This window comes from Shewanella indica (genome assembly GCF_002836975.1).
Classification (GTDB): Bacteria; Pseudomonadota; Gammaproteobacteria; order Enterobacterales; family Shewanellaceae; genus Shewanella; species Shewanella indica.
Genome location: NZ_NIJK01000011.1, coordinates 1 through 25,313, shown reverse-complemented (window position 1 = coordinate 25,313; position 25,313 = coordinate 1). Strand labels below are relative to the sequence as shown.

Below are 25,313 nucleotides of genomic sequence, written 5' to 3'. Positions count from 1 at the left end.
GCGCTTTGGCTGATATAGCCGCAGCATTCTGATCAGTATTCGACTCAACACACAAAACGTTAACCATTGACTTTAGATTTAACTCTAAGGTTTAACCTTTGGTCACACGATTTCATCGTGGCCATATAGGTCTTTCCCAAGGAAAGTTTATGTTGAAATTTATAGTCTCCATGAGTCTATTTGGGCTGGGAACACTAGTCTCGCAACCGGCGTTTGCCGCCGAGAAGCCGGATACTTCCTATCTTGTTGGTGGCACCGAGTCCGAAGTGTCATTGGCTTGGCTCGAGCAGCTGATGCGGCAGATGACGACTTTACCCGAGTTTCAGGCGCAGGAAGCCAGACTCCGTGAGGCCCAATATCTGGCCCAGGGCGCCGATCGCGCCATCTACAACCCCGAGTTGGGCTTGAGTTATCAAAATGCACCGGAAGATGACACCTACAACCTGTCTCTCAGCCAAACCATTGACTGGGGTGATAAGCGCGCCGCAGCCAGTGCATTGGCGCTCAAACAGTTGATGTTGCTGAAGAGTGATATCGCTATTGAACGTTCCCGCTTGTATGCCGAGGTATTGCAGGCCCTGGTCGATCAGAGTCTGGCCAAGAAGAAGCTGATGTTTGTGCGGGCTCAGAATAATTACGGTGAGCAGCAGTTGCAGATAGCCAGGCAAAGAGCCGAAGTCGGTGATTTGTCCCAGGCAGAATTGAATCTGATGGAGTTGGAACAGGCCAGTGCTATCAGTGATCTGGCTTTGGCCCAGAAAGCGTTGCTGGATGCCGATACCCGTATTCTGGCGCGTTTTGGCCGGGCAGAGCTGCCCTTTGGCAGCTTCGCCGACCGGCTAGAGTTGCCCGCGACCGAGGCGCCCGTGCCGGCACTGAATAGTGCCGGGTTGCAACTTGAGTTGGCGCGGCTGCAAGTCAATCAAGCCAAGGCTCAAGCAGCGGCTGACCCCAATATCAGCCTTAGTGCCGAGAGAGAAGGTTCAGATAACAAGTTGGGGATTGGGGTATCTGTGCCACTGCAACTGCGTAACGACTACAGCGAGTCGATCAAGGCGGCTATGGAGGCGGTTACCGCCGCCAGCGCCCAGTTCCAAAGCATTGAGATGGCACTTAAACAACAGCAACAGCAGTTTAGCTACAGCTTACCCAGATTAAAACAGAGCTGGCTTGACTGGCAACAGCAGGCTTTGGTGGCCGGTCGCAAGGCGGCCGAGCTTTTGGGGCAACGCTGGCGCAGCGGCGATCTTAGTACCAGCGACTATTTGACCAGTCGGCGGCAATTGGCCAGCAGTTTTCAGGCCGGTCTCGAACTGGAAGCCGCCCTCTATCAAAGTTGGCTCGAGTGGATGGGCGCTTCGGGGCAACTGCCCGGCGCACTGCCGAAAATAGCCGTATCCCAGGAGAATGCCCAATGATAGCCCCATACATACTAAGGTACCGGACAATGAACAAGACTTTACAATACCCACGGCTACAGGCCGCTTTACTGGCGCTGATGTTGGGGCTGTCCAGCCCTTTGACTGTCGCCGCCGAAGATGGACATGAAGATGAGCATCAGGCGCTGCAGCTCTCAAGTGAACAACGCCAACTGGCTGGCATTCAGATCCAAGAGGTCAGCGTCGGTGGCTTTAGCCTCAATGCTGTTGCCAACGCCACCTTACTGGTGGATCGCGAGCGTACTGTGGTGCTGACGCCGCAGCTGGAAGTACGGGTGTTGGAACGGCATGTGGTGCCGGGGCAAGAGGTAAAGGCGGGGGATCCTTTGCTGACCTTGGGTGGTGCCGCGGTGGCCCAGGCTCAGGCCGATTATATCAATGCCGCTGCCGAGTGGAGCCGGGTTAGCCGCATGAGTGAGAGCGCCGTCAGTGCCAGTCGTAGGTTGCAGACTCAGGTCGATGCCAGTCTGAAACGCGCCATTCTCAAGTCATTGCAGATGACGGGTCAACAGATAAAGGCGCTGGAAAGCCGGCCCCAGGAGATAGGTCAATATCAGTTGTTGGCGCCCATTGATGGCCGGGTGCAGCAGGATGAGGCGCGCCTCGGACAGTTGCTCGGCGCCGGTAGCCAACTGTTGCAGCTAACCGATGAGCGCTCGCTGTGGGTGGCCGCCGAGCTGACTCCTGCGCAGGCCGAAGGCTTGGGTGAAGGTAGTGAGACTCTGGTGCGGATTGGCGATCGCAGTGTCAGTGCCAGCGTGATAGGCCGCTCCCATGAGTTGTCCAGTGTGACCCGTACCGAGCGGGTGCTGGCGCGGTTGGATAACACTCAGGTGCGTTGGCATGCAGGTCAGTTTGCCGAACTGTTTTTGCCCGATCCCCGCGGTGAAGGTGTGATGTTGCCGGATGCGGCATTGAGCCGGAGTGGCGATGGCGACTGGCAGGTGTTTATCGAAGATGATGACGGTTTCGAGGCCAAAGAGGTGCAACTGCTGGCCAGTGAACGCGGCATGAACCTGGTATCCGGCATAGAGCCTGGAACTCGGGTTGTTACCGCCGGAGCCTTCTTCCTGGCATCCGAGCTGGCCAAGTCCGGCTTCGACATCCACAACCATTGAGGAAAGCACTATGCTGCAATCGTTAATAGATTGGGCTATCCGCAACCGCTTTCTGGTGTTGCTGGCCTTGATTGTTGTTTTGGTGGTGGGGGTGTTTGCCCTGCCAAAGCTTAATCTGGATGCCTTTCCCGATGTGACCAATGTGCAAGTCACTGTCAATACCGAAGCCGAGGGACTGGCGGCCGAAGAGGTGGAAAAACTCATCTCTTATCCGGTGGAGTCCAGCATGTACTCACTGCCTGCGGTGACAGAAGTTCGTTCACTCTCCCGCACCGGACTTTCCATAGTGACTGTGGTGTTTGAGGAAGGCACAGATATCTACTTTGCTCGTCAGCAGGTGTTTGAACAGCTGGCCACCGCCAAGGAGATGATCCCGGATGGAGTCGGGGTGCCGGAAATCGGCCCCAACACCTCGGGTCTTGGGCAGATTTATCAGTACATTCTGCGAGCCGAACCGGACAGTAATATCGGCGCCGATGAGCTGCGTAGTCTCAACGATTATCTGGTGAAGCTGTTGCTGATGCCGGTTGGTGGCGTGACCGATGTGCTCTCTTTCGGTGGCGAAGTGCGTCAGTATCAGGTCAGGGTCGATCCCAATAGGCTGCTGGCTTACGGTTTGTCTATGTCACAGCTGGAGCAGGCGCTGAATGCCAACAACCGCAATGCCGGCGGCTGGTTTATGCCCAACGGTCAGGAGCAACTCGTGGTGCGTGGTTATGGTTTGTTGCCTGCGGGTCAGGCCGGGCTGGACGCCATAGGCCGCATTCCGGTGAGCGAATACCAGGGCACACCGGTCACTGTCTCCGATTTGGCCGAAGTGGGCTTTGGCAGTGAAATCCGGGTCGGCGCCGTCACCATGACCCGTCGGGACGACAATGGAGAAGCCAAGGCCTTGGGCGAAGTGGTTGCCGGGGTAGTGCTCAAAAGAATGGGCGCCAACACCAAGGCGACTATCGATGATATCGCCGAGCGCGAGCAGTTGATCAGCCAGGCGCTGCCCGAGGGGGTGACCTTCGAGGTGTTCTACGATCAGGCTGACTTGGTAACCAAGGCTGTGACCACAGTGCGTGATGCCCTGTTATTGGCCTTTGTGTTTATCGTGGTGATCCTGGCACTGTTCCTGGTCAACGTACGGGCCACCTTGCTGGTATTGCTGTCAATTCCAGTCTCCATTTTGTTGGCATTGCTGGTGATGAGCTATCTGGGAATGTCGGCCAACCTGATGTCGCTCGGTGGTTTGGCGATCGCCATAGGTATGCTGGTGGATGGTTCTGTGGTGATGGTGGAGAACATCTTCAAACATCTGAGTGAGCCGGATAGGCGCCACCAAGACCAGGCGCGGCAGCGCAGCGATGGCGAGGAAGACCCTTACCATGGCGAAGAAGACCAACACAGAGGCTCGATTGCCATGCGGGTATGGCAGGCCGCCAAAGAGGTGTGCAGCCCGGTGTTCTTTGCTACGGCGATCATCATAGTGGTGTTTGCGCCGCTGTTTGCCTTGCAAGGGGTGGAAGGCAAGCTGTTTCAGCCGATGGCGGTGAGTATCATTCTTGCGATGATCTCGGCGCTGTTGGTGGCACTGTTGGTGGTGCCGGCACTGGCCGTTTATCTGTTCCGCAAGGGGGTGACTTTCCGGCAAAGCCCAGTATTGGCACCGCTTGAGCGGGCCTACCGCCCGCTGCTGCAAAAGGTATTGACCTCGCCTGGCAAGGTGGGCCTGGTGGCGGTAGTCATGTTGGGCATGAGCCTGTCGCTGCTACCAAAGTTGGGTACGGAATTTGTGCCTGAGCTGGAAGAGGGCACCATCAACTTGCGGGTCACCTTGGCACCCACCGCGAGCCTGGAGACCTCTCTGGATGTGGCGCCCAAACTTGAGGCCCTGCTGCTGGAATTTCCCGAGGTGGAGTATGCCCTGTCCCGTATAGGGGCACCTGAACTGGGCGGCGACCCTGAGCCGGTGAGCAATATTGAAATCTACATCGGTCTCAAACCGCTGGAACAGTGGACTTCTGCAAATAGTCGCGCCGAACTGCAACGCCTGATGGAGCAGAAACTCAGTGTCTTCCCCGGATTGTTGCTGACCTTTTCCCAGCCGATCGCTACCCGGGTCGATGAACTCCTGTCCGGGGTCAAGGCACAGTTGGCCATCAAGCTGTTTGGCCCGGATCTCGATGTGCTGGCGGAAAAAGGCGAACAACTGTCGAAATTGGTGGCCCAGGTGCCCGGCGCCGTGGATGTGTCTCTTGAGCAGATCACCGGCGAGGCGCAATTGGTGGTGCGTCCCAACAACGCGATGCTGGGACGTTACGGCATCAGTGTCGATGAGGTGATGTCGCTGGTGAGCACAGGCATAGGCGGCAGCAGTGCCGGTCAGGTGATCGACGGCAACGCCCGTTACGATATCAACTTGCGTCTGGCCAACCGTTTCCGCCAGAGCCCGGATGCGATAGCCGATCTGCGTCTGGTGGCCGCCAATGGGGCGCAGGTGCGTTTGGGCGAAGTGGCCGATGTCAGCATAGAGATGGCGCCGCCCAATATCCGCCGTGACGATGTGCAGCGGCGGGTAGTGGTGCAGGCCAATGTCTCCGGCCGGGACATGGGTTCCGTGGTGCAGGATATCTACAACCTGGTGCCCGAGGCCCAACTGCCGCCCGGCTATACCGTGATGGTGGGCGGCCAATATGAGAATCAGCAGCGGGCTCAGCAAAGGCTGATCCTGGTGGTGCCCATTTCTGTGGCGCTTATTGCCTTGCTGCTTTACTTCTCTTTCGGCTCCATCAAACAGGTGGCGCTGATCATGGCCAATGTGCCACTGGCGCTGATTGGCGGCGTGCTGGCGCTTTGGCTCAGCGGTACCTATCTATCTGTGCCCAGCTCCATCGGCTTTATCACTCTGTTTGGGGTGGCGGTGCTCAATGGGGTGGTGCTGGTGGACTCAATCAACCAGCGCCGCAACAGCGGCGAGTCGTTGGAACAGGCGGTGTTTGAAGGTACGGTCGGCCGTCTGCGACCTGTGTTGATGACAGCGCTGACTTCGGCGCTGGGGCTTATCCCCATCTTGATGTCAACCGGTGCCGGCAGTGAGATCCAAAAGCCGTTGGCCGTGGTGGTGATAGGCGGCCTGCTGAGCTCAACCGCATTGACCCTGCTGGTATTACCAACCCTGTATCGAGCCCTGTATCTCAAGAGCGACAAGGAGCTGGAAGCCTTGGAATAACAGCTGATTTACTCCGATAGAGAAGCATTGTACAGATTGGAGCGTGACGCCCTAAAGTGGAAGATGAGAGCCGCTTTGGGTTATGGCCGGACTGCCTACCTGGCCTGCGTCTAAGGCCTGCCGCTTTGCGGTAGGCCTGGGCAGGGATGCCCCCTTTTATAGGGAAACATGCTATGCAAAAATCTTCTCAAGAATGGCAGGCACTGGAGTTGGAGAATACGGGGCACTTCCACCAAGATAACCCGGATCATGGCGGTCGTCTGGGATTGGCGGTGATCATCAATATCTTACTCACTCTGGCGCAGTTGTTTGGTGGTATTTGGGCTGGTAGTTTGTCATTGATTGCCGATGCTCTGCATAACTTCGGTGACGCCATAGCAATCTTGATAGCTTTAATTGCCCGTAAATTAAGCCGGAAAACCAGTCACCCAGGGATGAGCTACGGCTATAAACGCGCCGAAGTGCTGGGCACCTTTATCAATGCGGCAATCTTATCGTTGGTAGGTGTGTACCTTGTCTATGAGGCTCTGCAGCGTTTCTGGAACCCGCAATGGAGTCAGCAGGCTGTGGACGGTTTGCTGATGTTTTGGCTGGCTGCCCTGGCTTTGATTATCTATATTGGCACTGCTATGTTGACTTATGGTGTCGGGGCCAAGGACAAGATGAATATCCGCGCAGCCTTTGTTGATAATGTATCGGATGCCATGGCATCAGTGGCTGTGTTGGTAGCCAGCGGGCTGATTATCCTTTACCAATGGTATTGGGTCGATCTCCTGGTCACTGTATTGATCTCTGTTTACGTGATCCACCATGGCGCACTGCTATTGGCGGAGTCCGGGCGTATTCTGATGCAGCAGGCTCCGGCTGACTTGGCCCCGGAACTGTTGCAGGAGCAATTGGCCGCCAGACCTGAAGTGGTCAGAGTCGAGTCGATGCACCTGTGGCGTTTGGATGAGAAGCAAAACGTGTTGACTGCGGTGGTCTACCTGGAGCCAGGGTTGGACAGTGTATCGCCCTTGGCGCAGCAGCGGCTCAGATGTTGGTTGAGCCGGCGCACTCAGGGGGCAGAGATAACGCTTGAATGCAGGTTTGCCTGAATCAGCAATCGTCGGCGCCGAGCATGCGTTGCAGCAATTGGCTTAGCCTGGTTATTGTTTCTTGTGGTGTGGCATGGCCGCAGGCCACGGCATTGGCGACTTCATTGATGGCGCCATGGATGGCCCAGCACAGCAGCTTGCTTTGTGGAGCAGGCTGCTTGAGGTAATCGGCAAAGAGTTCGCTGTAGAAATCGGTGAAGAAGTCGCGAATATCTGTAGTGATGTTCTGATACTCAGGATAGCCGCGCAGCGCCGCAACTATCGCCTCATATTCGGGGCCGCAGCGTACGGCGCAGTCCAGATAGGTGCAGCAGACCAAAGTGCAAAGCTCTGCCAGCGAGGTTTTTTGCTCCGCTTCGGCTTGTTTCACCGCCTCGACAAATTGACTGTCGTAGTGGCGGTACATCTGTGCCAACAATCCTTGTCGGGTGGCGAAGTGACGATAGGTCAAAGGCTTGGTTACTCCGGCTCTTTGAGCCAGGGTGTTCAAGGTCAGCGCATCGGTACCGGCTTCGCGGACAATCTCACAGGCAACTTCGAGCAACTGTTCCCGGCGCTGATCTTTGAGCATTCTCTTCTTCACGTATCCCCCACAGATAGCTGATTGAATTTAAATTGAAAAAGCGGCAATGCATAGCATTGTCGCTTCTCTTTTGTTACTCAGTATAGGGTTGCAGTGGAACCTTTGGAAAGTCGATTTTTGGCTGCACTGTGTTGTTAACCCAGTTGCTGAAGTTATTCAGACCACTCCAGGCGCAGACTTGCATCACCTTGGCCTCACTGAACCCGGCATCCAAACAGGCCGTTAGCAATGAGTCCGGCAGTTTGCCTCTGTGTTGCAGCAGTGCCAGGGCAACATCCAGCAGCAGTTGATCTTCGCTGTTATCGGCCTTGCCTTGCTGCGCCTTGATGCAGGCGTCGGGGCTGAGTCCGGCACGTTTTCCGGAAAAGCTATGGCCGCTGACACAGTATTCGCAGCCGTTATAGTTGGCAACCGCCAGGGAGATCATCTCCCGCTGGGCCAGGCTCAGCAAACTGTGCTCTTCCAGATTGGCCTCAAACTCCAGATAGCCCTTCATGACCGCGCCATCTATGCCCAGGGCTGAATAGAAGTTGGGGATCACTCCGTAGCGAGCCTTGATCTCCTGCAATATGGGTTTGGCCAGTTCATCGGCATTGTCCAGAGTGCACTTGGTTAACCTTTCCACACTAAAACTCCTGTTGCTGTTATTGGCCGTTTACGGCTTAAGCGCAACGGCAAAAATACCAAGCTGTGCCGGTCGGCTGCTTTGCCTGTCCTCGAAACGGACGGCCTCGAAACGGATACCCTTGAAACAGATATCCATGAAACGACAGCCACTAACGCTTGGTTGACTAAGTTACTTATAGTAACAAGCGCAAAGTTACCATTAGTAACTTTTGTTTGCAATCTCCAGCCAGCATGTTTTTCAAACAAGATTTGAGACATTGACCATGACTCCTTGCCGGATATCGCTGATTTTGTTGTTGGCGTGGCCTAAGCCGCTGGCGGTTTCAAGGCCAATCAACCGCACTCTATGGGTAATATGGCGTCATCCCGGGGAGGCTGGATCACACTTGGCGGCATTGAACTGTAACTGAGTGTTTTGTAAGCGATATTGTTTTTGTGTTTCCGTTAGAATTGCCCTTCCTCGTCCGAAAAGGAGGCTCGGCCGCCAGCTTAAGCAGGTGTTTACTGAATGTCTGCTATTGGGGGAAGGAAGACATATTTGCTAATGACTCAAGGAATATGAGAGATGCTGGACGTATTAAAAAACAAGCTTGAAGCCTTCACTCGCCCCAATACAGACAAGTTACTGCTAGACGCTTGCCGGATTATCGATGAGCAGCAAACCGGTTTGGCACAAGCCGTCAGTCAGTATATTTTGACCGGTGAACCTGTGGCATGCCTGTCGCAGCTCCAGCAGCTCAGTGCCAGAGAAACACTGGCGCGGCCGGGTGTTTCCTATGGTTACGGACAAAATGATGAGCGGCTGGTTCAGGCCCGTGATGCCATTAACCGGTTTGTGGCAACCGGTGCCTGTAATGAAGCGGCCGTTATGCGCCGTCTCGGCTTGGTGTGTCATGCCTGCAACCCAGATATAAGCACCTACGGCGTGCAAAACAGCTCGAGCGGCTGGCTCAATGGCGTGCTGATGCTGTTTAAAGAGTTGGCGGAAGAGTATTACGGTTGCCGTTTGGCGGGCAAAGATCTGCCCGGTCGTGATTATCTGGCGTCGCTGGTCGCGCAATATGAGCACCCGCCCCATGAGCTGGAAGCCTTTATTCTAGAAGGTTCCGACTCTTATTATCACGATACATTCCGCACCGCGCTGAGGAAGAGTACCGACTGGCTCAAGCTCAGTGAAGATCCTGAATATCTGCAGCTGTTGAAACAGTTGCATTTCAGCGGCCGCGAAACCTTTTGTGCTTTGCTCAATAAAGCCTGTCAGACCCTGTCACAGGCGCAGCTGCCGCTGGTCATGGCGTTGGCCGCCGATGGTTCGGCGACTGTCCGTGAAGAGGCCCTGAAACTGTTGAAAAAGAGCCCGCAACAGCAGCTGTTGGCGTTTCTGGAGCGGGAATTTCCGGGTGCCAAGGCGGCTACCCGTGGTCACTGGCTGGTTGTGGCCGGCCGCTATCCTGAAGCGACTCCCTTGCTGCAGCGCTGGCACAGTGAAGAGAAATCCGCCACGGTGAAAACGGCACTGGCGAAAATGCTGGATAACACGACCCGGCAGCAACAGAGTGAGCCGTTCAGCTGGGACATTCCGGCCGTTGCGGCCATTGATAATAACGTCAAAGTGCCTGAAGAATGGCTCGGTCTGTGTGAAAAGCAGTTGGCTAAAGAGATCAAAGAGTTCGAAGAAGATATCGCTGCAGCGGAGCACCCAGATGCCCCCAGCTACCTAAAAAGTTTTTTGGCCGACTACCGGAAAAGTCTGCAGCAGTGGCAGCAGATCAGTAGTACCAAGCTGCAAGCGGCGCTGATGGACCTCGAAAGAGGCCGGCAATCATCTCTGCCAGGGTTTTATTCTCTGATCAGCCACGCCGATCTCGACGAGCACCCCAAAGCCTGTCTGCGGCTGATTTTGCGGATGGAACGCCATGAGCTCTCCTGCCATTCCTGGGAGCATATGCTGGGTCAGGAACATATTCTGAGAAGTCTGCAGGGGATGACGGATTTACGACAACTCTTGAGCCTGTGCAACCAAGAGAATCAACCCGCCGCGGCCTTGGTTGAAGCCCTGTTTGGTTACGAAGGCCGCGAAGATGACTGGTTGCCTGCCGCCTGTGAACAACTGTTGATCTGGCCCTTCTTTGCCGAAAACCCCGACTATATAGAGCATGGCCTCAATGGCCGGGTGCTCAATGGCACCTATCGACACGATGCCAATCAGGTATTGATACAGACCTTGGCGATTCTGGCCGAATTTCCCAAGCTGCCGCAGCACTGGCAAAGAAAGGTTCATGAACATGCCTTCCATGGTCGCAAAGCCATACAGGCGGCGGCTCAGTACTGCGCCGAACGCCACGGCGCCGATATCAGCCTTATCACTCCCGAGCTGGCCTCCGGCAGCAAGGATAACCGGGTACTGGCCGCCACTTGGTTGGGTCGCCTCAAGGCGGCTTCGGCGCAGGAGGCATTGAGTCAGGCGCTGAATAAAGAGAAAGATATGCCAACCCGGGTGGTGCTGCTGGAAGCCTTGTTGCAAACCGGCGCCGATATCAGCCAGTTTCTCGGCAAGGAAACGCTGCTGGCCGAAGCCAAGGCCGGCCTTAAAAAGGCGCCACCCAAGTCCATGGATTGGTTCCCGCGTGAATCGCTGCTCGCATGCCGTTTTGAAGACGGCAGCCCGGTCGAACCCGAACTTGTGTTCTGGTGGGTAGTCTTGGCGGTGAAACTCAAGCAGCCTCAGGGCAACCCATTGCTGAGTCACTATCTGTCACTGCTGGATAGTGAAAGCCGTCAGCGCCTTGGGCATTTTATTCTGTCGGCATTTATCGCCCAGGATACAGGTGGTCCTTCGGATGATGAGGCATTGGAATATGCCAAGGCGCATCAGCAGCAGACCTTTCAATCTTATCAGCATTGGGCCAAATACGACTGGGGTCAGGAGTATCAACACAAGACCCTTGAGGATGCGTTTCAGGCCTGCTTTGCCGAGAAAAAGAATGAGCTCCAGGGCTCGGCCATCAAAGATAAGGGGATGTTGGCCCTGATCGCTGGCGGCGATGCGCAAACCCTGCTGGGCATGATCCAACCCTTTATGAAGAAGCGCTATGAGCGGCGGGCACAGATAGAGGCCATGTTGCAGGCCTTGGCCAACTCGGACGATCCTGTGGCGATTCAGTTTCTGCTGAGTATTTCGCGGCGTTATCGTACCAACTCGGTGCAGGAGCTGGCGCGGGCGCAAGTCAGTCTAATTGCGGCCCGTAACGGCTGGACTCAGGATGAGCTGGCGGATCGCACTGTGCAGACGGCCGGGCTCGAACATCTGACCCAGCCCAGCCCGTTTGAATTCGGCAGCCGTACTTTGGCGCTGGCACTCGGGGACGACCTCAAGCTGAGATTGCTCAACGAAGAGGGCAAGCTGCTCAAGAGCCTGCCGCAACCTCGGCAGACAGATAACGAAGGCGATATTGCCGAAGTGAAAAAATGGTTCAGCAACTGCAAGAAAGAACTCAAGCAGGTGGTTGAACAGCAAAGTGCCAGATTGTATGAGGCCATGGTCACAGAGCGGCATTGGCTCGCCGCAGACTGGCAGCAATACCTGCATCAGCATCCGGTCATGTATCGCCTGTTGCAGCGCACCCTCTGGCAGGTGGAGATTGATGGTCAATGGCAAACCTTCAGACCCACGGAAGACGGCGCCTTTATCGATATTGATGATGAAGAGCTGCAACTGCCCGCTGCGGCGAGTATACGCCTGGTGAGCGGTAACCTGTTACCGGCGGCAGCGCTGGATGCCTGGCGTTCACATCTCAAGGATTACAAGGTCAAGCCGCTGTTCGAGCAACTGCGAAGTGCCGAAGTGACGCTGACTGAAGGCCAGGAGGCACTCAATGACCTGCGCGGCCGGATGACCGACTGCTACACCCTGCGAGGCCTGTTGACCAAGAAAGGTTATCAGCGCGGTGAAGCGGAAGATGGCGGTTTCTTTGATCACTACTTCAAGCGTTTCGATACCCTGGGGCTGAGAGTGGAGTTCGGCTTCAGCGGTAACTGCGTGCCGGAAGAAAACGAGGCCGCCGCCATCTATGACATCAGGGTCATGGAGCGGACCAACCCCCGCGGCCGTTATGCCCGCTACCGTCAACTGCCGTTGGCCGAGGTGCCGGTCAACCTGCTCAATGCCATCGCCGTTGACTATCGTGAAGTCGGCGAAAAGTGTGTGGCAGAATCAGATTGGGAATCGAAACTGCCCTGGTAAAGGTCGATAACGGATAGATTAGGCTGCTGCCTTGGCGGTGGCAGCCAATAAGGAGAAGCAAACAGGATGGAACAAGTCATTCGGGCTCATGCCGAGCAGCGTTATCAGGATGAATTGCAACGCTTGACGGCGGCCGACAAGGGGGTTATTCCACCGGGTTGGGCCATGTCGGCCGGGGCGGTACGACGTTTTATCTGTGGCGATGCGGCGCTTGATATCAGCCGTAAATACTACGGGGAAGATGCCCTGGTGGAGCGGGCCATTGTCAGCCTGATGGGCAACAACGGCCTGATGTTGGTCGGTGAACCCGGTACCGCCAAGTCGATGCTTTCTGAGCTGTTGAGCGCCGCCATCAGCGGCAGCAGTGAGTATCTCATTCAGGGTACAGCAGGCACTACGGAGGAGCAGCTCAAGTACAGCTGGAACTTTGCCCTGTTACTGTCCGGTGGCCCCAGTCTGGAAGCCCTGCTGAAAAGCCCCGTCTATCAGGCGATGGAGCAGGGCAAGCTGGTGCGTATCGAAGAGATCACCCGCTGCCCACAGGAGGTGCAGGATGTGCTGATCTCGTTGATGTCGGAAAAAAGCCTCAGTATCCCCGAGCTGGGCGTCTCGATTCAGGCCAAACCCGGCTTCAACCTGATAGCCACCGCCAACCTGCTGGACCGTGGGGTCAACGAGATGTCCAGCGCGCTCAAGCGCCGTTTCAACTTCGAGACAGTGCCTGTGCTCAGCGATCCTCTGCTGGAGCGCCAGCTGATTTTGGCTCAGGTGAGCCAGCGTCTGGCGGACAGCGGCCAACAGGTGCAGTTGGATGAAGCACTGGTGGACTTGCTGGTGCGGGTATTTCACGACCTTCGCAGCACAGTCGGCCCGCAGGCGATGGATGCCACTCTGTCCACGGCCGAGGCGGTTAATATAGTGCATGGCTGCGCCCTGCACAGCCTCTATTGGCAAGAGCCCATGAGTGCCGCCCAGTTGGTGCAGCAGATGCACGGCACGCTAATCAAGGACAAGGCCGACGATGTGAAGAAGCTGGCTCATTACATGGATGTGGTCGCCCGAGAGCGCCAGGGCTGGCAAGCCTTCTTCCAGGCAGGAAAAGCGCTGTGGATGAGGTGATGCTCCTTAGAGAGGAGTTTGGCGAACTCCTCAAGGCCGCTGCGGCCGAGCCCGGGGTGTGCTGGTTGCCGCTGCGGCATCACAGCCCCGCCTGCGCCGCCATGGCGCTGGAGCAGTTGCAGCGCCAGCAGCCCCAGGCTGTGTTAATAGAAGCCCCCGGCAGTTTTATCCGCCATCTGTCGCTGCTGCAGCGCGATACTGTGGTGCCGCCTATTGCCATCTATCAGAGTGGCAGCTACTACCCTCTGGCCGAGAACAGCCCTGAATGGCAGGCGCTGCGCTGGGCGACGGCGCAGGGCGTTGAGGTGATCTTTATCGATCTGGATGAAAAGGCGCAGGAGGGCGGTGTAAGCAACCGTTGGAGTGATAGCCGCTTTTTAAGCTCGGACTACAGCCGCCGCCTACAGCAACAACTGGGCTGCCGGGATGCCGACGAACTCTGGCAGCGTTTGTTTGAACAACAGCAGTTCGCCTCGGCCGAGAGCTTCTTTACCCAGGTATTGTTGTTCTGCGCCGCCAGTCGTGCCTGCTTTGGCACAGACAGCCTGGAAGAGATGGGCGATCTGGCCCGTGAAACCCAGATGCGGGCCCATATCAAGGCGGCCCGCCGCCGTTATGAGCGAGTGGCCGTGCTCACAGGTGGTTTTCATACCCCGGCGTTGATTAACTTTGCCGACGAGGCCGAGGCGATCGTCGTCGATGATACGCAAGACAGCTTTGTGATCCGTTTCAGTGACGCCTTGCTGGATGCCCGCAAAGGCTACGGCGCCGGTATGCCTTATCCGGCCTTCTGTCGCTGGCAGTTTCAGCAGCGGCAATTGAACGCCGATGATTGGTTGCTCTACCTCTTGGAGCAGATGCCGCAACTGCCGCTGATCTATAAGAAAAACTGCTTTGAACATCTGCAGGCCCTCTGTCGTTTGCGTGGCTTGGCGCGCCCCGGCAGCTATGATCTGCTGGATTCTCTGGGCAGTTGCCTGATTAAACAGCAGCTGTCGGCATCGACACTCGAACCCTGGCAAAAGGTGCTCAGCGGCGATGCCCTGGGGCAGTTACCGGCCGACCAACCCAGTTTACCGCAGGTGGAAGAGGTGTTGGCGCTATGTCGCAAGGCCAGACTGCAGACGGATAAACCGGGACGCTGCCACTTCGATCTCTACGCCATGACGGACAAGCATATTGAGCGCCGTCGCCTCCTGTGTCGGCTGCTGTTTGTGGGCAGCGGTTTTGCCAGGCCACAAAATGGCATGCCGGTCATCCGGCAATTGAAGTTCAACCAGCGCCACGAACATTGGAACTATCATTGGACTCCGGCGGTGGAAGTGGCACTGGCCGAGAAATCCAGCCTGGGGCTGCGTCTCGAGCTGGTGGTGAAACGGCGGCTCAGTGAGTTGCCCCAGGAGGATTTGCAGCAACTGGTGGAAAAACTGGTGTTGGCACTGCATCTGGGGATGCCGGAAGAGCTGAGCGCCTATGCCATTGCGCAGCAGATAAGCCAATGCAGCGACATTCAGCAACTGGCCAATAGCTTTATGACCTTGCTGGCGGCAGCGCATCATCCACTGTTTGCCGATATTGAGCTGCTGGCTTACCAAAAAGCCCTGTGGCATCAGGTCGGCTTTCATTTACCGGCAATCAACCGCCTGAGCGATGAAGAGGCGCTGAAGTTACTGTTGGATCTGCAGAGCGTAGCTGTCTTGCATCAGGACGAGCTCGAGTCTCCCTGGCGTGACAGACTGCGCTGGTTGACAAGCCATAACGCCCATCGCCCCGTGCTCTATTTTGTCCTGCAGGCCTTGGCTATCGAGCTGGACAAGTTGGACCCGGCGCCACTGCTGCAACAGTTGCAGCTGCAAAACGATCCCTTCCCTGTGATTGAGGCGTTGCTCAAGGTTGTGCCGCACTGGTTGCGGCAAGACCATGGCCTGCTGCCCATGCTGAATCGCTGGCTCAGTGAGCTGAGTGAGGCACAGTTTATCGACAAGCTACCGGCCATGAGGGGCTTGTTCTGCGCGCTGGATGCCAGAGAGGTGGATGAGCTCTGCCGCCGTTTGCTGCAGCTGAATCAGTGGGATAATGGCCTGAATTGGTTGCAATACGGGATATCTGAACAGGACTTTCAACAGGGGCTGGCGCTGGAGCGGCAGCTGCGCAGTGACCTGGAGCAACAAGGATTGAGTCAATGGATGAGCAACTGAAGCAGCGCTGGCGTCTGGTGTTGGGGCGCTATGCCAACGCGCTTGATACCCGTCTCAGCGCCCGGCAACAGCAACAGGATGAGGTGTTGCAGCAGCTCTATCAGGAGGGCCAGCTGCAGCGTGGCTTCAAGGTAAGCGCAGGCTTGGGAGAAAGCGAGTTGGCGGTGACCAACTGGCTGGAGGCGGCGGAGACCCTGTTTCCCCGTTCAGTCAACGACAGGCTGCAGTCCGATGCGGTCGAGCGCTTTGGGTTGCATCAGGTGTTGCAGCAGCCGCAGGTGCTGGAAAAGATCACTCCCAGTATGGGGGTGCTGAAGCAGTTGCTGAAACTCAATGCCCATCACAAGCCGGCCATTCGGCAACAGGTAGAGCGAATTATTCAGGGTGTGGTCGAGGAGTTGCTGCGTCGCCTGCGGCCGACCTATATCAACAACTTGAGTGGCAGGCTCAACCGCCAGGCCCATAGTCCGGTGAAACGGCTGGCCAATCTGGACTGGCAGACCAGTATTCGCCGCAACCTCAAGCATTTTGATGGCGAGAAGGTCTGTTTCGAGCGGGTCTATTTCCATGCCCGCCAGCAACACCAACTGCCCTGGCACATAGTGCTCTGCATAGATCAGTCCGGCTCCATGGCGACTTCGCTGATCTACTCGGCAGTGATCGCCGGGATCCTGACCCGCTTGCCATCGGTGAAGTTGTCGCTGGTGGTGTTCGACACCCAAGTGGTGGACTTGAGTGAGCAGGCCCAGGACCCCGTGTCAGTGTTGCTCAATTGCCAGTTGGGCGGCGGCACTCTGATCTCCCAGGCCTGGCGCTATTGTCAGCAACTCTGTTCTGAACCGGGGCGCTCTGTGGTGGCAACCGTGTCCGACTTTGAAGAGGGCGGTTCGATGCAGGCCTTACTGGCCCAGGCTCAGGGGATGATAGACAGTGGCATCAAGATGTTGGGGATGACCGCCATGAATCACGATGCCGAGCCTTTCTACAGCACTTTTAGTACCGACAACCTGCAGCGCCTGGGGATGGAGATAGGCTCACTCAGCCCGGATAACTTTGCCGAATGGCTGGCGCTGACTATGGGGCTACGCCGATGAATGAAACCATACTCACCAGCCTCGGCAGTGCAGGTTTGGTGCGCCGGGCCCGCAAGGCGTTGGAGAAAAGCCAGCCGCAGATGCAGGATTATGGCTTTGAGTTTGAAGGGCAAAAGGGGCAGCTGGATTGGGATAACCCGCTCGCCAGTCGCTGCGATTGCGGCGCCTCCGGCCTGTGTAAACACATAGTGGCTGCGGCGCTTTATCTGCTGGAGCAGCCTGCATCCACTGAGACTCGCGCCGAAGAGCCGCCCCGGGTGGAACTCCATCTGGCCGAGCTTTTGAATGATGCCGGCAAGACTCAGGTTCGCCGTCTGTACCAGCAGAGTCAGCGCCGCTGGGCGGCGGATATTAAGCTTTCGCAAAGCACAGTCTGCGTCGAACTGGAGGGGCAGCAGCTGTATTTTCGGTGCGTACAGGGGCTGCAGGATATTATCTGCACCGAAGAGGCGCAGCGTTATGCGCTGCTCGCCGTCTGGCTCTATTGCCAAGAACAGGCCATCGCCTTTGAATGGCCGCAATGGCTGCTCGATGAGCAGGCGCAGTTGCAGTATCTGGGGCAGCAGAGCCGCGATCAGTTAAAGCGCCGTTGCCTTAAGTTGCTGGAGCAGATGACTGAGCTCGGCATAGAGAGGTTGCGGCCCTGGTCCCTGATAGAGCTGGAACTCCTGCTGGTGCCCATGGACAGGCAAAATCTGCCGCTGACCGCTTTGAAACAGCTGCATGGCACGCTGGAAAAATATGTCTCGGGCCAAGGCGTCAGGGATAGAAAATTGCTGCTCAGCTGTCTGGCCCGCTCCTTGGCGGCTCTGGAAGGCAGCCAGGCTCAGACGCAAAGACCCTATCAACAAGCGCCGGAGCAGGTGCTGGGACTGGGCGCTTTCCCCTGGCAAAGCGAAGGGGGCGCCCATGGTGTGACTCAGGTATTGCAGGATGAGCAGGGGCGTTTTATCACCCTGGCCGAGAGCCGCCCCAAAGCCGAGCAGCGGCTGGATTATGCCAGCGTATTTCGCGGTCTGCCCATGCTGGCAGGCGCGCCGTCGGCCCTGGTTTGGCAGGGTAAGACCCAAGCCCTGGCTCAGGCCGAACTCAATGCCTGGGGGCGCCTGCGGCGTTTGCAGGATACCCGGGTCTACCCCGCGACCCAGCCGCTGGAGCCCGTGAGTCTTTCTGTTGCCGACGAGATAGACTGGCAACAGGAGTACCTGTGTTTCCGGCCGAGCGGTCTCTACCTGAGTGGTTTCAACCAGGCCAGTCAGTGTATGGAACTGCACTATTGGGACAGGGAGCAGGCGCTGCTGAGTTTCTCGCTGCCTTACAACAAGTTGAGTCAAAGAGCCGTGACCAATCTGGAGTTGCTGGGCGAGCGGGTACCCGAGCTGATAGTGGCGCGCATCGAGCGCACAGCCAGCCACTTATACCTGCGACCTGTGTCCCTGCTGCTGGATAACTGGTTCAGCCTCTTTTTCGATACCTTGCCCCAATCCGGCGACCAGCAGCTACTCGCGCAGGCGCTGGCCGAGCCGTCAGCATCCCAGGCGCCGCAGCCGCGCCTGGGCCTGATGCAACAAACCCTGCATGGGGTGCTGGATGAGCTTGCCGATGGCCTGCCGGCACCAAGGCCAACATTGGCGCAAAGGGCCGAGCGTCTCGGGCTGATGACGCTGAGTCACAACCTCAAGGGAGCTAAAGCGCGGGACTATCTGCGCGCCGCCTATTGCGCCGAGAAAATGCTCGCCATGTGTCTGATCAAGCCGGTGCATTATCCGGAAGGCTAGGATGAACCTAAAAAAAGCCCCGCTGCAGGGGCGGGGCAAGAGTTTGGGAGTTGCTAATTATTATTATGGTGAGGAATTAGTCGTTAACTAGCTTGATTAGAAGTTGAACGCGAGTCCTATCATATAGTGGTCGTGCTCAAACTCCTGATAGCTGGCTTCCAGCAGCAGATCCAACTGTGACAACAGGGGATAGCTGTAGCGCAGCGCCAGATCGTAGGCGCTGTCTTGCAGTTCCCCCTTATCTTCAAAGCCCATGGTTTCGGCATCGAAGTAATAGCCGCCATGGATCACCAGTTCGCCATATTGTGCCAGCGGCAGTGCATAGTTGGCCTCGCTGTACCAGGTTTCAAAGTCCTGATCATAGTTGAGCGCCAAGTTTAAGCTGTTGTAGTCCATGGACAGTGTGTATTCGAGATTGGAGTGATTGTCACCATAGGTGTAACGCATGGCATTGAAGCCAAAGCCCAACTCGTCGTTGACCGTCAGGTAGTAACCCGCGTAGTAGTCGATTTCATAGTCTTTTTCTATGCCCTCATCGCCTTGATATCTATAGGTTTCAAAGGAGACCCCGGCATAGAAACCTGTCTCATGTTCCAACATGATATCGGCCTGCAGTGAGGGTTTGTCGTCGCTGATGGTCAGGCCGCGCCACAGATAGTTGCTCAGCCCCATGATCACTCCAGAGGTCTGAAAGGCGCTTTCCTGGGCCTGCGCGTATTGCATACTGCCAAGACCGCACAGCAGTAAACTGATTATCATCTTATGTTTCATATTCGGCTCCTGGGCTCAGTGTTTGGGTAAACGTTCTTTAGGGACTATCCATTGGCTTTCTGAGACGGGATCTGTCTCTCCCAGATGAACGTCACTTTCTTTGAGGAAGATATCCTCATCAGTGTTGTGGCAGTTTTCACACATGCGCCCACTTTCGCGTGCCTGCTTGGTCGCCAGAGGGTTCTTGGCGGTAAAGTGAGTAGAAAAGGGCACCCAATAGGATTTGGTGGCCGGATCTTTGAGATCCACCTTGACCCCAGCATCGATACTGATCCCGGCCGAATGGCTCAGCGGGATCAGCTTGCTGTTTTTATCATTGGCTATGCTGAGACCCAGCTTGATGTTCTGCTCCGGAGTCTCGGCTGTCTTGAGACTCTGCCAGTTGCCCAGAGACAAGGTGTCGTCCTGGTGGCAACCGAAGCAGTTGCTGTAGGGCTGGGTGTGGCAGGCGGTACATTTCAGCTTGGCATTGTGATCTATGGGAGAGGCCTTACCGCTTAGAAGTTCGGTGTGATCGGCGACTTTATCCTGGTGGCAGTCTTCACATTTCACCACGATAATGTCGCGTTTCTGAGTCTGCTCATAGGGGCCGGTCTTGTTACTGTTCGGGCCTTCGCTGTAGAGTCTGCCTTCGGGGATCTGCTTGATGTCCCGACCGTGGAATTCCTGCTGTGCACTGTGACAGTCGATACAGCTCATATTGTGCTTGGTGACGTGCACATCTTGCTCTTTGTGCTGCTCGGCATTTTCATAGTGACAGGTTTCGCAGGTTTTGACCGGATCCGGTGTACCGATAAAGGCGTGCTTGTTCAAAAGGCCGCCACCGGCGAAGTCGGGAGCACTGACATGGCACTGGCCGCAAGTTGCGTGGCAACTGGCACAGCCTTCTTCGCCATTGTGCATCTGTTCAAACAACTGGGCCCGCTCTGGGGTCTGCTGCAACCTTTCCATCAAGCCCTTGGCAACACCATTGACAGTGAAGTGCAGTGAGTGGCGGAAGTTGGTAATCATCTCCTCACCATGGCAGTCGCCACAGACACTGCCGCCATCGGCACTGGGATCGGCCAGAACGCCTGGGTGCCAGGCTCTGCCCTCTGGTTTGTCGGCCTTGCTGTGGCAGTCGCGACAGCCGAGTTCGGCATGGCTGCCCATATCTGTTTGGCTTACCAAAAGTTGCAGAGATTGTTGCTCGACGGAGAGCGACTCTTTTTTCAACTGATGTTGTTTTATCAGCGCCTGTAATTTGGCTTGATCACTGTGACAATTCAGGCAGCTGTCTGCCGCCTGAACCCCTTGTCCCAGCAGACAAAGGAGCGCAGCCAACCCTGCCGAATATGTGGCCATATTCAGTATTTTTGGTTTCATCTTGTTATCCCTTAGGTAATAGCTCCCCCTGACAAGAGCGAACTCTTGCCATGTTCATTCCGGGAGACTTTTTGTTATGAGTTGGGTTTTCCTGGGAAGGTGCGAACAAGCCTCATGTGTGCTCTGCGTCGGCTTACAGGCCTGGATGCAAGGCGTGGTTCGCAGCAAATGGCCCTAGTCCTTTGCAAGAAGCACAACACAGCAGGCAGGTCCGTAAGCCAGAGTGCCACGAGGACTTATTTGCACCTTCCCCTATTCCATTCGCTTTTCAGCTCTCTGATCAATACCTCCTTAAGCCAGTCTCTGGCCTGTGATTTATTTAGATCACTGACCACGACATAATGGCCTATATCTCTGTTGGTGTTTATTTCGCTTAACAGCGTCTGACTTATTTCGAGAGGCAGTTTTCTATAAATAAGATTGGGAAAGCTGGCGATATAATCTGTGGTAAATAGATTGCAGGATATGGAGTAGTAAGGCATATCCAGCAGTACACAGGCGAGGCTGGCCAGACTCCCGGTAGAGCCGGCAATGACACAATCCTGGTTGCGCCGTCTGGCTGCCGAGATAATTAAAGGCTCGGGTAAGTCGCAGAAATTATCCATCTCATAATAAGGGTATTTGAACAGGTCTTCCAAAGTCACCTGCACATTATCCTGCAAGAAAGGATGTTTACGGTTGCCCAATAAATACAAGTTTTTCACTTCGGCAAATAGATTGCCCTGTAAATGGGCGCCGGTATAACTTTCTGACATCACGGCAATATCTATATTGCCGTTTTCCAGTTCTGTGGTGTATTCGTGGGAAAGAATTCGAATATCAAAACTCATGTCAGGAGCGAAAGGACGTACCTTATTATTGAGTATTTTGTGAATAATCGGACTGAAGTCATCGTAAACGGAAATAACAAAGTGCTCCCGTGACTTGGCCGGTTGATACTCGGTGAACTGATTTTCCAACTCCTGATAGCGCTGACACAACTCCCTAATCATGGGCAGTAATTGACTTGCTTTATGGGTGGGAATAAAACCACTGGCACGGCGGATGTACAGGGTGTCATCAAAAATTTCTCTTAGCTGCTTGAGGTACCTGCTCATAGCCGAATTACTTATCCTCAATGCATGGGCTGCATTTTGGCAATTTCTATGCTCATCTATGGCGATAAGCACCTGCATTAATTCATAGTCCAGTCGTTTTATATCTTTCATAGCTGGGTAAATGCTTCCAAGGTATGCTCGAATAATGGCGGGATAACTAACAGGGGAAAGTGAACTGAGTCACATCTGACTTGAGTGAATTAACCAAAATGTTACATAGCGCCCAATGTTGCCGAATCGAAAAAAGCGAATCCCAAAAGTGGAAAAACTCTATTGTGAACCTCTGTGACCGGCATGGACGTCGTGCTGAAGAGATCAAACAATTGTGTGCTGTGACTTAAATCAGCCAAGGTGGACAAATGTCCTTAACTTGAGCTTTGCCATCTGCTTACATTGGCGCAAAACACAATAATGCAAGGAATAGATGATGGATATTGCCGCTTGGTTTGATATCAACAATACCCTGGTGAACATTCCCATTGGCAGTGGCTATGCCATGTCATGGATTGAAGCCGTGGGCACAGTATTTGGTTTGCTCTGTATCTGGTTTGCCAGCCAGGAAAAAACGATTAACTATCTGTTTGGGTTGGTTAATGTCACTCTGTTTGCGATTATTTTTTATCAAATACAGCTCTACGGTATCTTGCTGCTGCAGCTGTTTTTCTTCTGCGCCAACCTCTATGGCTGGTATGCCTGGACCCGGCCGGATCAGCAAACCGGCGACACCCTCAAGGTGCGTTGGCTGTCGAAGCAAAAACTGGCCTTTACCGCGGCGGTCTCAGTGCTGGGCATCGGCCTGATGACTGTCTATATCGATCCGGTATTTGCTCTCTTTGCCCAGGTCAGTGTCGATACGCTCAACCTGTTTGGTGCCGGGCTGGCCCAGCCAGTGCTGGAGCCGGATGCCTTCCCCTTCTGGGACTCAGTAATGACAGTGCTGTCTGTGGTGGCGCAAATTCTGATGACCCGAAAATATGTTGAGAACTGGATCCTCTGGGTACTTATCAATGTGGTCAGTGTCGGCATTTATGCCGCCCAGGGGGTTTATGCCCTGTCGATTGAATACATCATTCTGCTGTTTATTGCCGCCAACGGCACCCGTCAGTGGATGCGTACCGCCAAAGACAATGGCAGCCGTCCGGCGGAGGCTTGCTGATGAGCGCCGATAAACAGCCGCATATCTGTCTGTCTCCGGCGCAGGTGAGTGAGCGGGTGATCCTTTGCGGTGAGCCACAAAGGGTCAATCGGATTGCCGCGCTGTTGGACGATGGCCGGTTGCTGGCAGAGAACCGCGAGTTTCGCAGCATGGGCGGATTTTACCAAGGCGTACCTGTCACTGTTTGCAGCGCAGGCATAGGCGCACCATCGGCGATCATCGCCCTGGAAGAGTTGTATCAGTGTGGCGCCCGCCGTGTTATTCGGGTCGGCTCCGCCGGCGCGCTGCAGCCGCAGATAGCCTTGGGCGAGTTGATTCTGGCCGAGGCCGCAGTGCGCGATGACGGTGGCTCAGCTTGTTATGCACCGCCCGGTTACCCGGCGCTGGCGAGTCGGCAGCTTATCAATGCCATGGCGGCCTATTTGCAGCGCCGCGATTGCCGCTTCCACTCCGGCATAGTGCGCTCACACGACAGTTTTTACCGGGATGATGAGCTGGAGATTTGCCGTCATTGGCATCGACTCGGAGTCTTGGGGGCCGACATGGAAACAGCCGCGCTGCTGACGCTTGGCCGCCTGAGAGGCCTGGAAGTGGCTGCGGTGCTCAATAATGTGGTCTTGTATGGTGAAGATGTGCAACAGGGCATCAACCAGTATGTCGACGCCGATAGCGCCATGATGCAGGGGGAGAAGTTGGCGTCTTTGGCGGCGCTGGAGGCGCTCTGCTATTGAAGTTTGTGCCCGTAAGGCTGATGGGCTAGCATGAGCCATCATCTTTACGGGATCTTGTTGTTATGCAGCTGCAACCATACAGCACCGGGCGTTTCAGTGCGCATCTAAAGCAGTCTCACCAGGCGTTTTGCGACGCCATGCTCGAGTGCTGCGGCCAGAGCCAATTGCTGCAGGCCGGTGAAGATCTCTTGTCTCAGGGGCGGGAGTTGACCCATATGTGCCTGGTGCCCGAAGGCCGGGTGTCGATGAATATCTGCGCCGTCAACGGTCGCAGGTTTCAATTGGGGGAGCTGGATTGCGACTGGCACCTTTTCGGTGAGATGGAGTTCTTTACCGCCACCAGTTGTCAGTGGAGTGTGGTGGCCGAAGAGCCGATGGAAATCCGCCGGTTATGCCTGAAGAAAGTCAGGCAGATGCTGCTGCAACAACCCGAATTTACCCTCTTTTTTGCCAGCGCCCTGGCCTGGGATTATCAGGACTCGCTGGACATCTACACCAATAGGCTCTTGCACCCTATCAGCTACAACATCGCTTTCGATCTGCTCAGGCGTCAACACGAAGAGGTGATGCTGGGTTCCTGTGGCAGTCCGGATCAGGAAGCGGAGCGATTCGGCACCTCAGGCCGGGTCTATCGCAGGGCGGTAAAAGAGCTTATCGACAAGGGCCTGGTCATAAAACAGGGCGCCTTGCTGAAAATTGCCAACCTGCAGGCATTGCAGGATTTTGTCGATAAGGCTTAGTAGCCAACTTATTGATCTGACATTTAATTCAGTCAGCGGACAGGCGACGGGTTTTAGACTAGGATTAGTTTGCGCAAAGGCTTTGGCAGCCGCGAGTAGATCTAGCGAGAAGATTAAGGAGCAAAAATGAGTTTGGGGACAGTTTCACAGGCAGGACTTGTACTGGCGTTGGTCGCCGCGGCGACGCTCAGTGGCTGTAAGCAGCAGGCACTGGATAACAGCCAGGATGTTGCCGCCGCATTGGCTACAGGTGATGGCTCAACCTCGCCCCAGGGGGCGGAGCGGGAACTGCCGACATTTGATTGCAACGCCTTGGGCGAGCGGGCCTCCAGCATAGAGATGCTTATTTGTCAGGAGCCAGAGCTTGCCAAGTTGGATCAGCAGCTGGCCGAAGTTTATGCCAAGGCCAGTGACAAGGCGGTCAATGAACAGCCACCCCTGCTCAAGGCCGAGCAGCGCGGCTGGATCAAGGGCCGCAACGAATGTTGGAAGAGTGAAGACAAGCTGCAATGTACCAAGGACTCATATCAAAGGCGGATAGTGGAACTGCAGGCCCGTTATCATTTGGTGGAGTTTAGCGGCCCGGTATTCTTTGCCTGTGACGGCAACCCGGCCAATGAGTTGGTGACTACTTTCTTCGAGACAGAGCCGGCAACCATGATTGCCGAGCGCGGTGACAGAAGCATTTTGATGTTCAGTGTGCCAAGCGGTAGCGGCGCCAAGTATCAGGGCGGTGACTACAGCTTCTGGGAGCATCAGGGCGAGGCCAGGGTAACCTGGGGCTATGGCGCCGAGGAGATGCTTTGCAAGCCCACACCCCAAGACGATAAGTAAACCACTGACCCAAAAACGCCCGCAATCGCGTAATGCCGTTCACTTAGTGTGAACGGCATTTTTCTTAGGCTTAATGGGATACTTGTTTTTACTCATTTTTAACGCA

18 protein-coding genes are annotated in these 25,313 nt (G+C 55.5%); 13 read left to right on the top strand and 5 right to left on the bottom strand.

Translation table 11 applies throughout. From position 1 onward, the window contains the following. Nucleotides 1-149: 149 nt before the first annotated feature. The 4 genes from CX650_RS02935 to CX650_RS02920 all read left to right on the top strand — a co-directional run bounded on the left by CX650_RS02935 (nt 150) and on the right by CX650_RS02920 (nt 6,871). Nucleotides 150-1,418 (top strand): TolC family protein, encoded by a 1,269-nt coding sequence (locus CX650_RS02935; protein WP_101094986.1) that lies wholly within the window; start codon nt 150-152, stop codon nt 1,416-1,418. An 80-nt stretch (nt 1,419-1,498) separates the two neighbouring features. Next, nucleotides 1,499-2,557, top strand: coding sequence for an efflux RND transporter periplasmic adaptor subunit (locus CX650_RS02930; RefSeq protein ID WP_229800114.1), 1,059 nt, complete (start codon nt 1,499-1,501; stop codon nt 2,555-2,557). Nucleotides 2,558-2,567: 10 nt separating this feature from the next. Next, nucleotides 2,568-5,774, top strand: a complete 3,207-nt coding sequence (locus tag CX650_RS02925; RefSeq protein WP_101094984.1) for an efflux RND transporter permease subunit — start codon at nt 2,568-2,570, stop codon at nt 5,772-5,774. Nucleotides 5,775-5,947: 173 nt separating this feature from the next. Continuing rightward, nucleotides 5,948-6,871, top strand: coding sequence for a cation diffusion facilitator family transporter (locus CX650_RS02920; protein ID WP_157822984.1), 924 nt, complete (start codon nt 5,948-5,950; stop codon nt 6,869-6,871). A gap of 1 nt (nt 6,872) precedes the next feature. On the opposite strand, the gene CX650_RS02915 is transcribed toward CX650_RS02920, so the two are convergent. Together CX650_RS02915 and CX650_RS02910 are read right to left on the bottom strand one after the other, a co-directional pair. Continuing rightward, on the bottom strand, nt 6,873-7,454 hold the full coding sequence (locus CX650_RS02915; protein ID WP_157822983.1) for a TetR/AcrR family transcriptional regulator: 582 nt from the start codon (nt 7,452-7,454) through the stop codon (nt 6,873-6,875). Between the two features lie 73 nt (nt 7,455-7,527). Continuing rightward, complete coding sequence (locus CX650_RS02910; protein WP_052248157.1) at nt 7,528-8,079, bottom strand: carboxymuconolactone decarboxylase family protein; 552 nt, start codon at nt 8,077-8,079, stop codon at nt 7,528-7,530. A 567-nt stretch (nt 8,080-8,646) separates the two neighbouring features. Here CX650_RS02910 and CX650_RS02905 point away from each other — a divergent pair. The 5 genes from CX650_RS02905 (at nt 8,647) to CX650_RS02885 (ending at nt 18,513) form a co-directional block, all read left to right on the top strand. Continuing rightward, the gene (locus CX650_RS02905; RefSeq protein WP_101094981.1) at nt 8,647-12,324 is read left to right on the top strand and encodes a DUF4132 domain-containing protein; all 3,678 of its coding nucleotides are present in this window, start codon (nt 8,647-8,649) and stop codon (nt 12,322-12,324) included. A gap of 66 nt (nt 12,325-12,390) precedes the next feature. Continuing rightward, a complete protein-coding gene (locus tag CX650_RS02900) occupies nt 12,391-13,443 on the top strand; it encodes an AAA family ATPase (RefSeq protein ID WP_101094980.1) in 1,053 nt (350 codons plus the stop codon). After that, on the top strand, nt 13,431-15,641 hold the full coding sequence (locus CX650_RS02895; RefSeq protein WP_101094979.1) for a DUF5682 family protein: 2,211 nt from the start codon (nt 13,431-13,433) through the stop codon (nt 15,639-15,641). Before CX650_RS02900 ends, CX650_RS02895 begins: the two co-directional genes overlap by 13 nt. Further along, complete coding sequence (locus CX650_RS02890; RefSeq protein WP_101094978.1) at nt 15,626-16,735, top strand: VWA domain-containing protein; 1,110 nt, start codon at nt 15,626-15,628, stop codon at nt 16,733-16,735. Before CX650_RS02895 ends, CX650_RS02890 begins: the two co-directional genes overlap by 16 nt. After that, nucleotides 16,732-18,513 carry an SWIM zinc finger family protein gene (locus CX650_RS02885; protein ID WP_101094977.1) on the top strand — a complete coding sequence of 594 codons (1,782 nt, stop codon included), beginning with the start codon at nt 16,732-16,734 and terminating at the stop codon, nt 18,511-18,513. The genes CX650_RS02890 and CX650_RS02885 overlap by 4 nt, the downstream gene beginning before the upstream one ends. Before the next feature lie 96 nt (nt 18,514-18,609). On the opposite strand, the gene CX650_RS02880 is transcribed toward CX650_RS02885, so the two are convergent. The 3 genes from CX650_RS02880 to CX650_RS02870 all read right to left on the bottom strand — a co-directional run bounded on the left by CX650_RS02880 (nt 18,610) and on the right by CX650_RS02870 (nt 21,857). After that, the gene (locus CX650_RS02880) at nt 18,610-19,284 is read right to left on the bottom strand and encodes a TorF family putative porin (RefSeq protein WP_101094976.1); all 675 of its coding nucleotides are present in this window, start codon (nt 19,282-19,284) and stop codon (nt 18,610-18,612) included. A gap of 15 nt (nt 19,285-19,299) precedes the next feature. Then, nucleotides 19,300-20,649, bottom strand: a complete 1,350-nt coding sequence (locus CX650_RS02875; RefSeq protein WP_101094975.1) for a hypothetical protein — start codon at nt 20,647-20,649, stop codon at nt 19,300-19,302. 236 nt (nt 20,650-20,885) lie between these two features. Beyond that, nucleotides 20,886-21,857 carry a LysR family transcriptional regulator gene (locus tag CX650_RS02870; protein ID WP_101094974.1) on the bottom strand — a complete coding sequence of 324 codons (972 nt, stop codon included), beginning with the start codon at nt 21,855-21,857 and terminating at the stop codon, nt 20,886-20,888. Nucleotides 21,858-22,170: 313 nt separating this feature from the next. Between CX650_RS02870 and pnuC the strand changes: the two genes are divergently transcribed. The 4 genes from pnuC (at nt 22,171) to CX650_RS02850 (ending at nt 25,207) form a co-directional block, all read left to right on the top strand. Beyond that, complete coding sequence (gene pnuC / locus CX650_RS02865) at nt 22,171-22,902, top strand: nicotinamide riboside transporter PnuC (RefSeq protein ID WP_269149838.1); 732 nt, start codon at nt 22,171-22,173, stop codon at nt 22,900-22,902. Further along, a complete protein-coding gene (locus tag CX650_RS02860) occupies nt 22,902-23,633 on the top strand; it encodes a nucleoside phosphorylase (RefSeq protein WP_101094973.1) in 732 nt (243 codons plus the stop codon). The genes pnuC and CX650_RS02860 overlap by 1 nt, the downstream gene beginning before the upstream one ends. Nucleotides 23,634-23,695: 62 nt before the next feature. Further along, the gene (locus CX650_RS02855) at nt 23,696-24,373 is read left to right on the top strand and encodes a Crp/Fnr family transcriptional regulator (protein ID WP_093982003.1); all 678 of its coding nucleotides are present in this window, start codon (nt 23,696-23,698) and stop codon (nt 24,371-24,373) included. Nucleotides 24,374-24,499: 126 nt separating this feature from the next. Continuing rightward, nucleotides 24,500-25,207, top strand: a complete 708-nt coding sequence (locus CX650_RS02850) for an MliC family protein (protein WP_101094972.1) — start codon at nt 24,500-24,502, stop codon at nt 25,205-25,207. Nucleotides 25,208-25,313 lie beyond the last annotated feature (106 nt).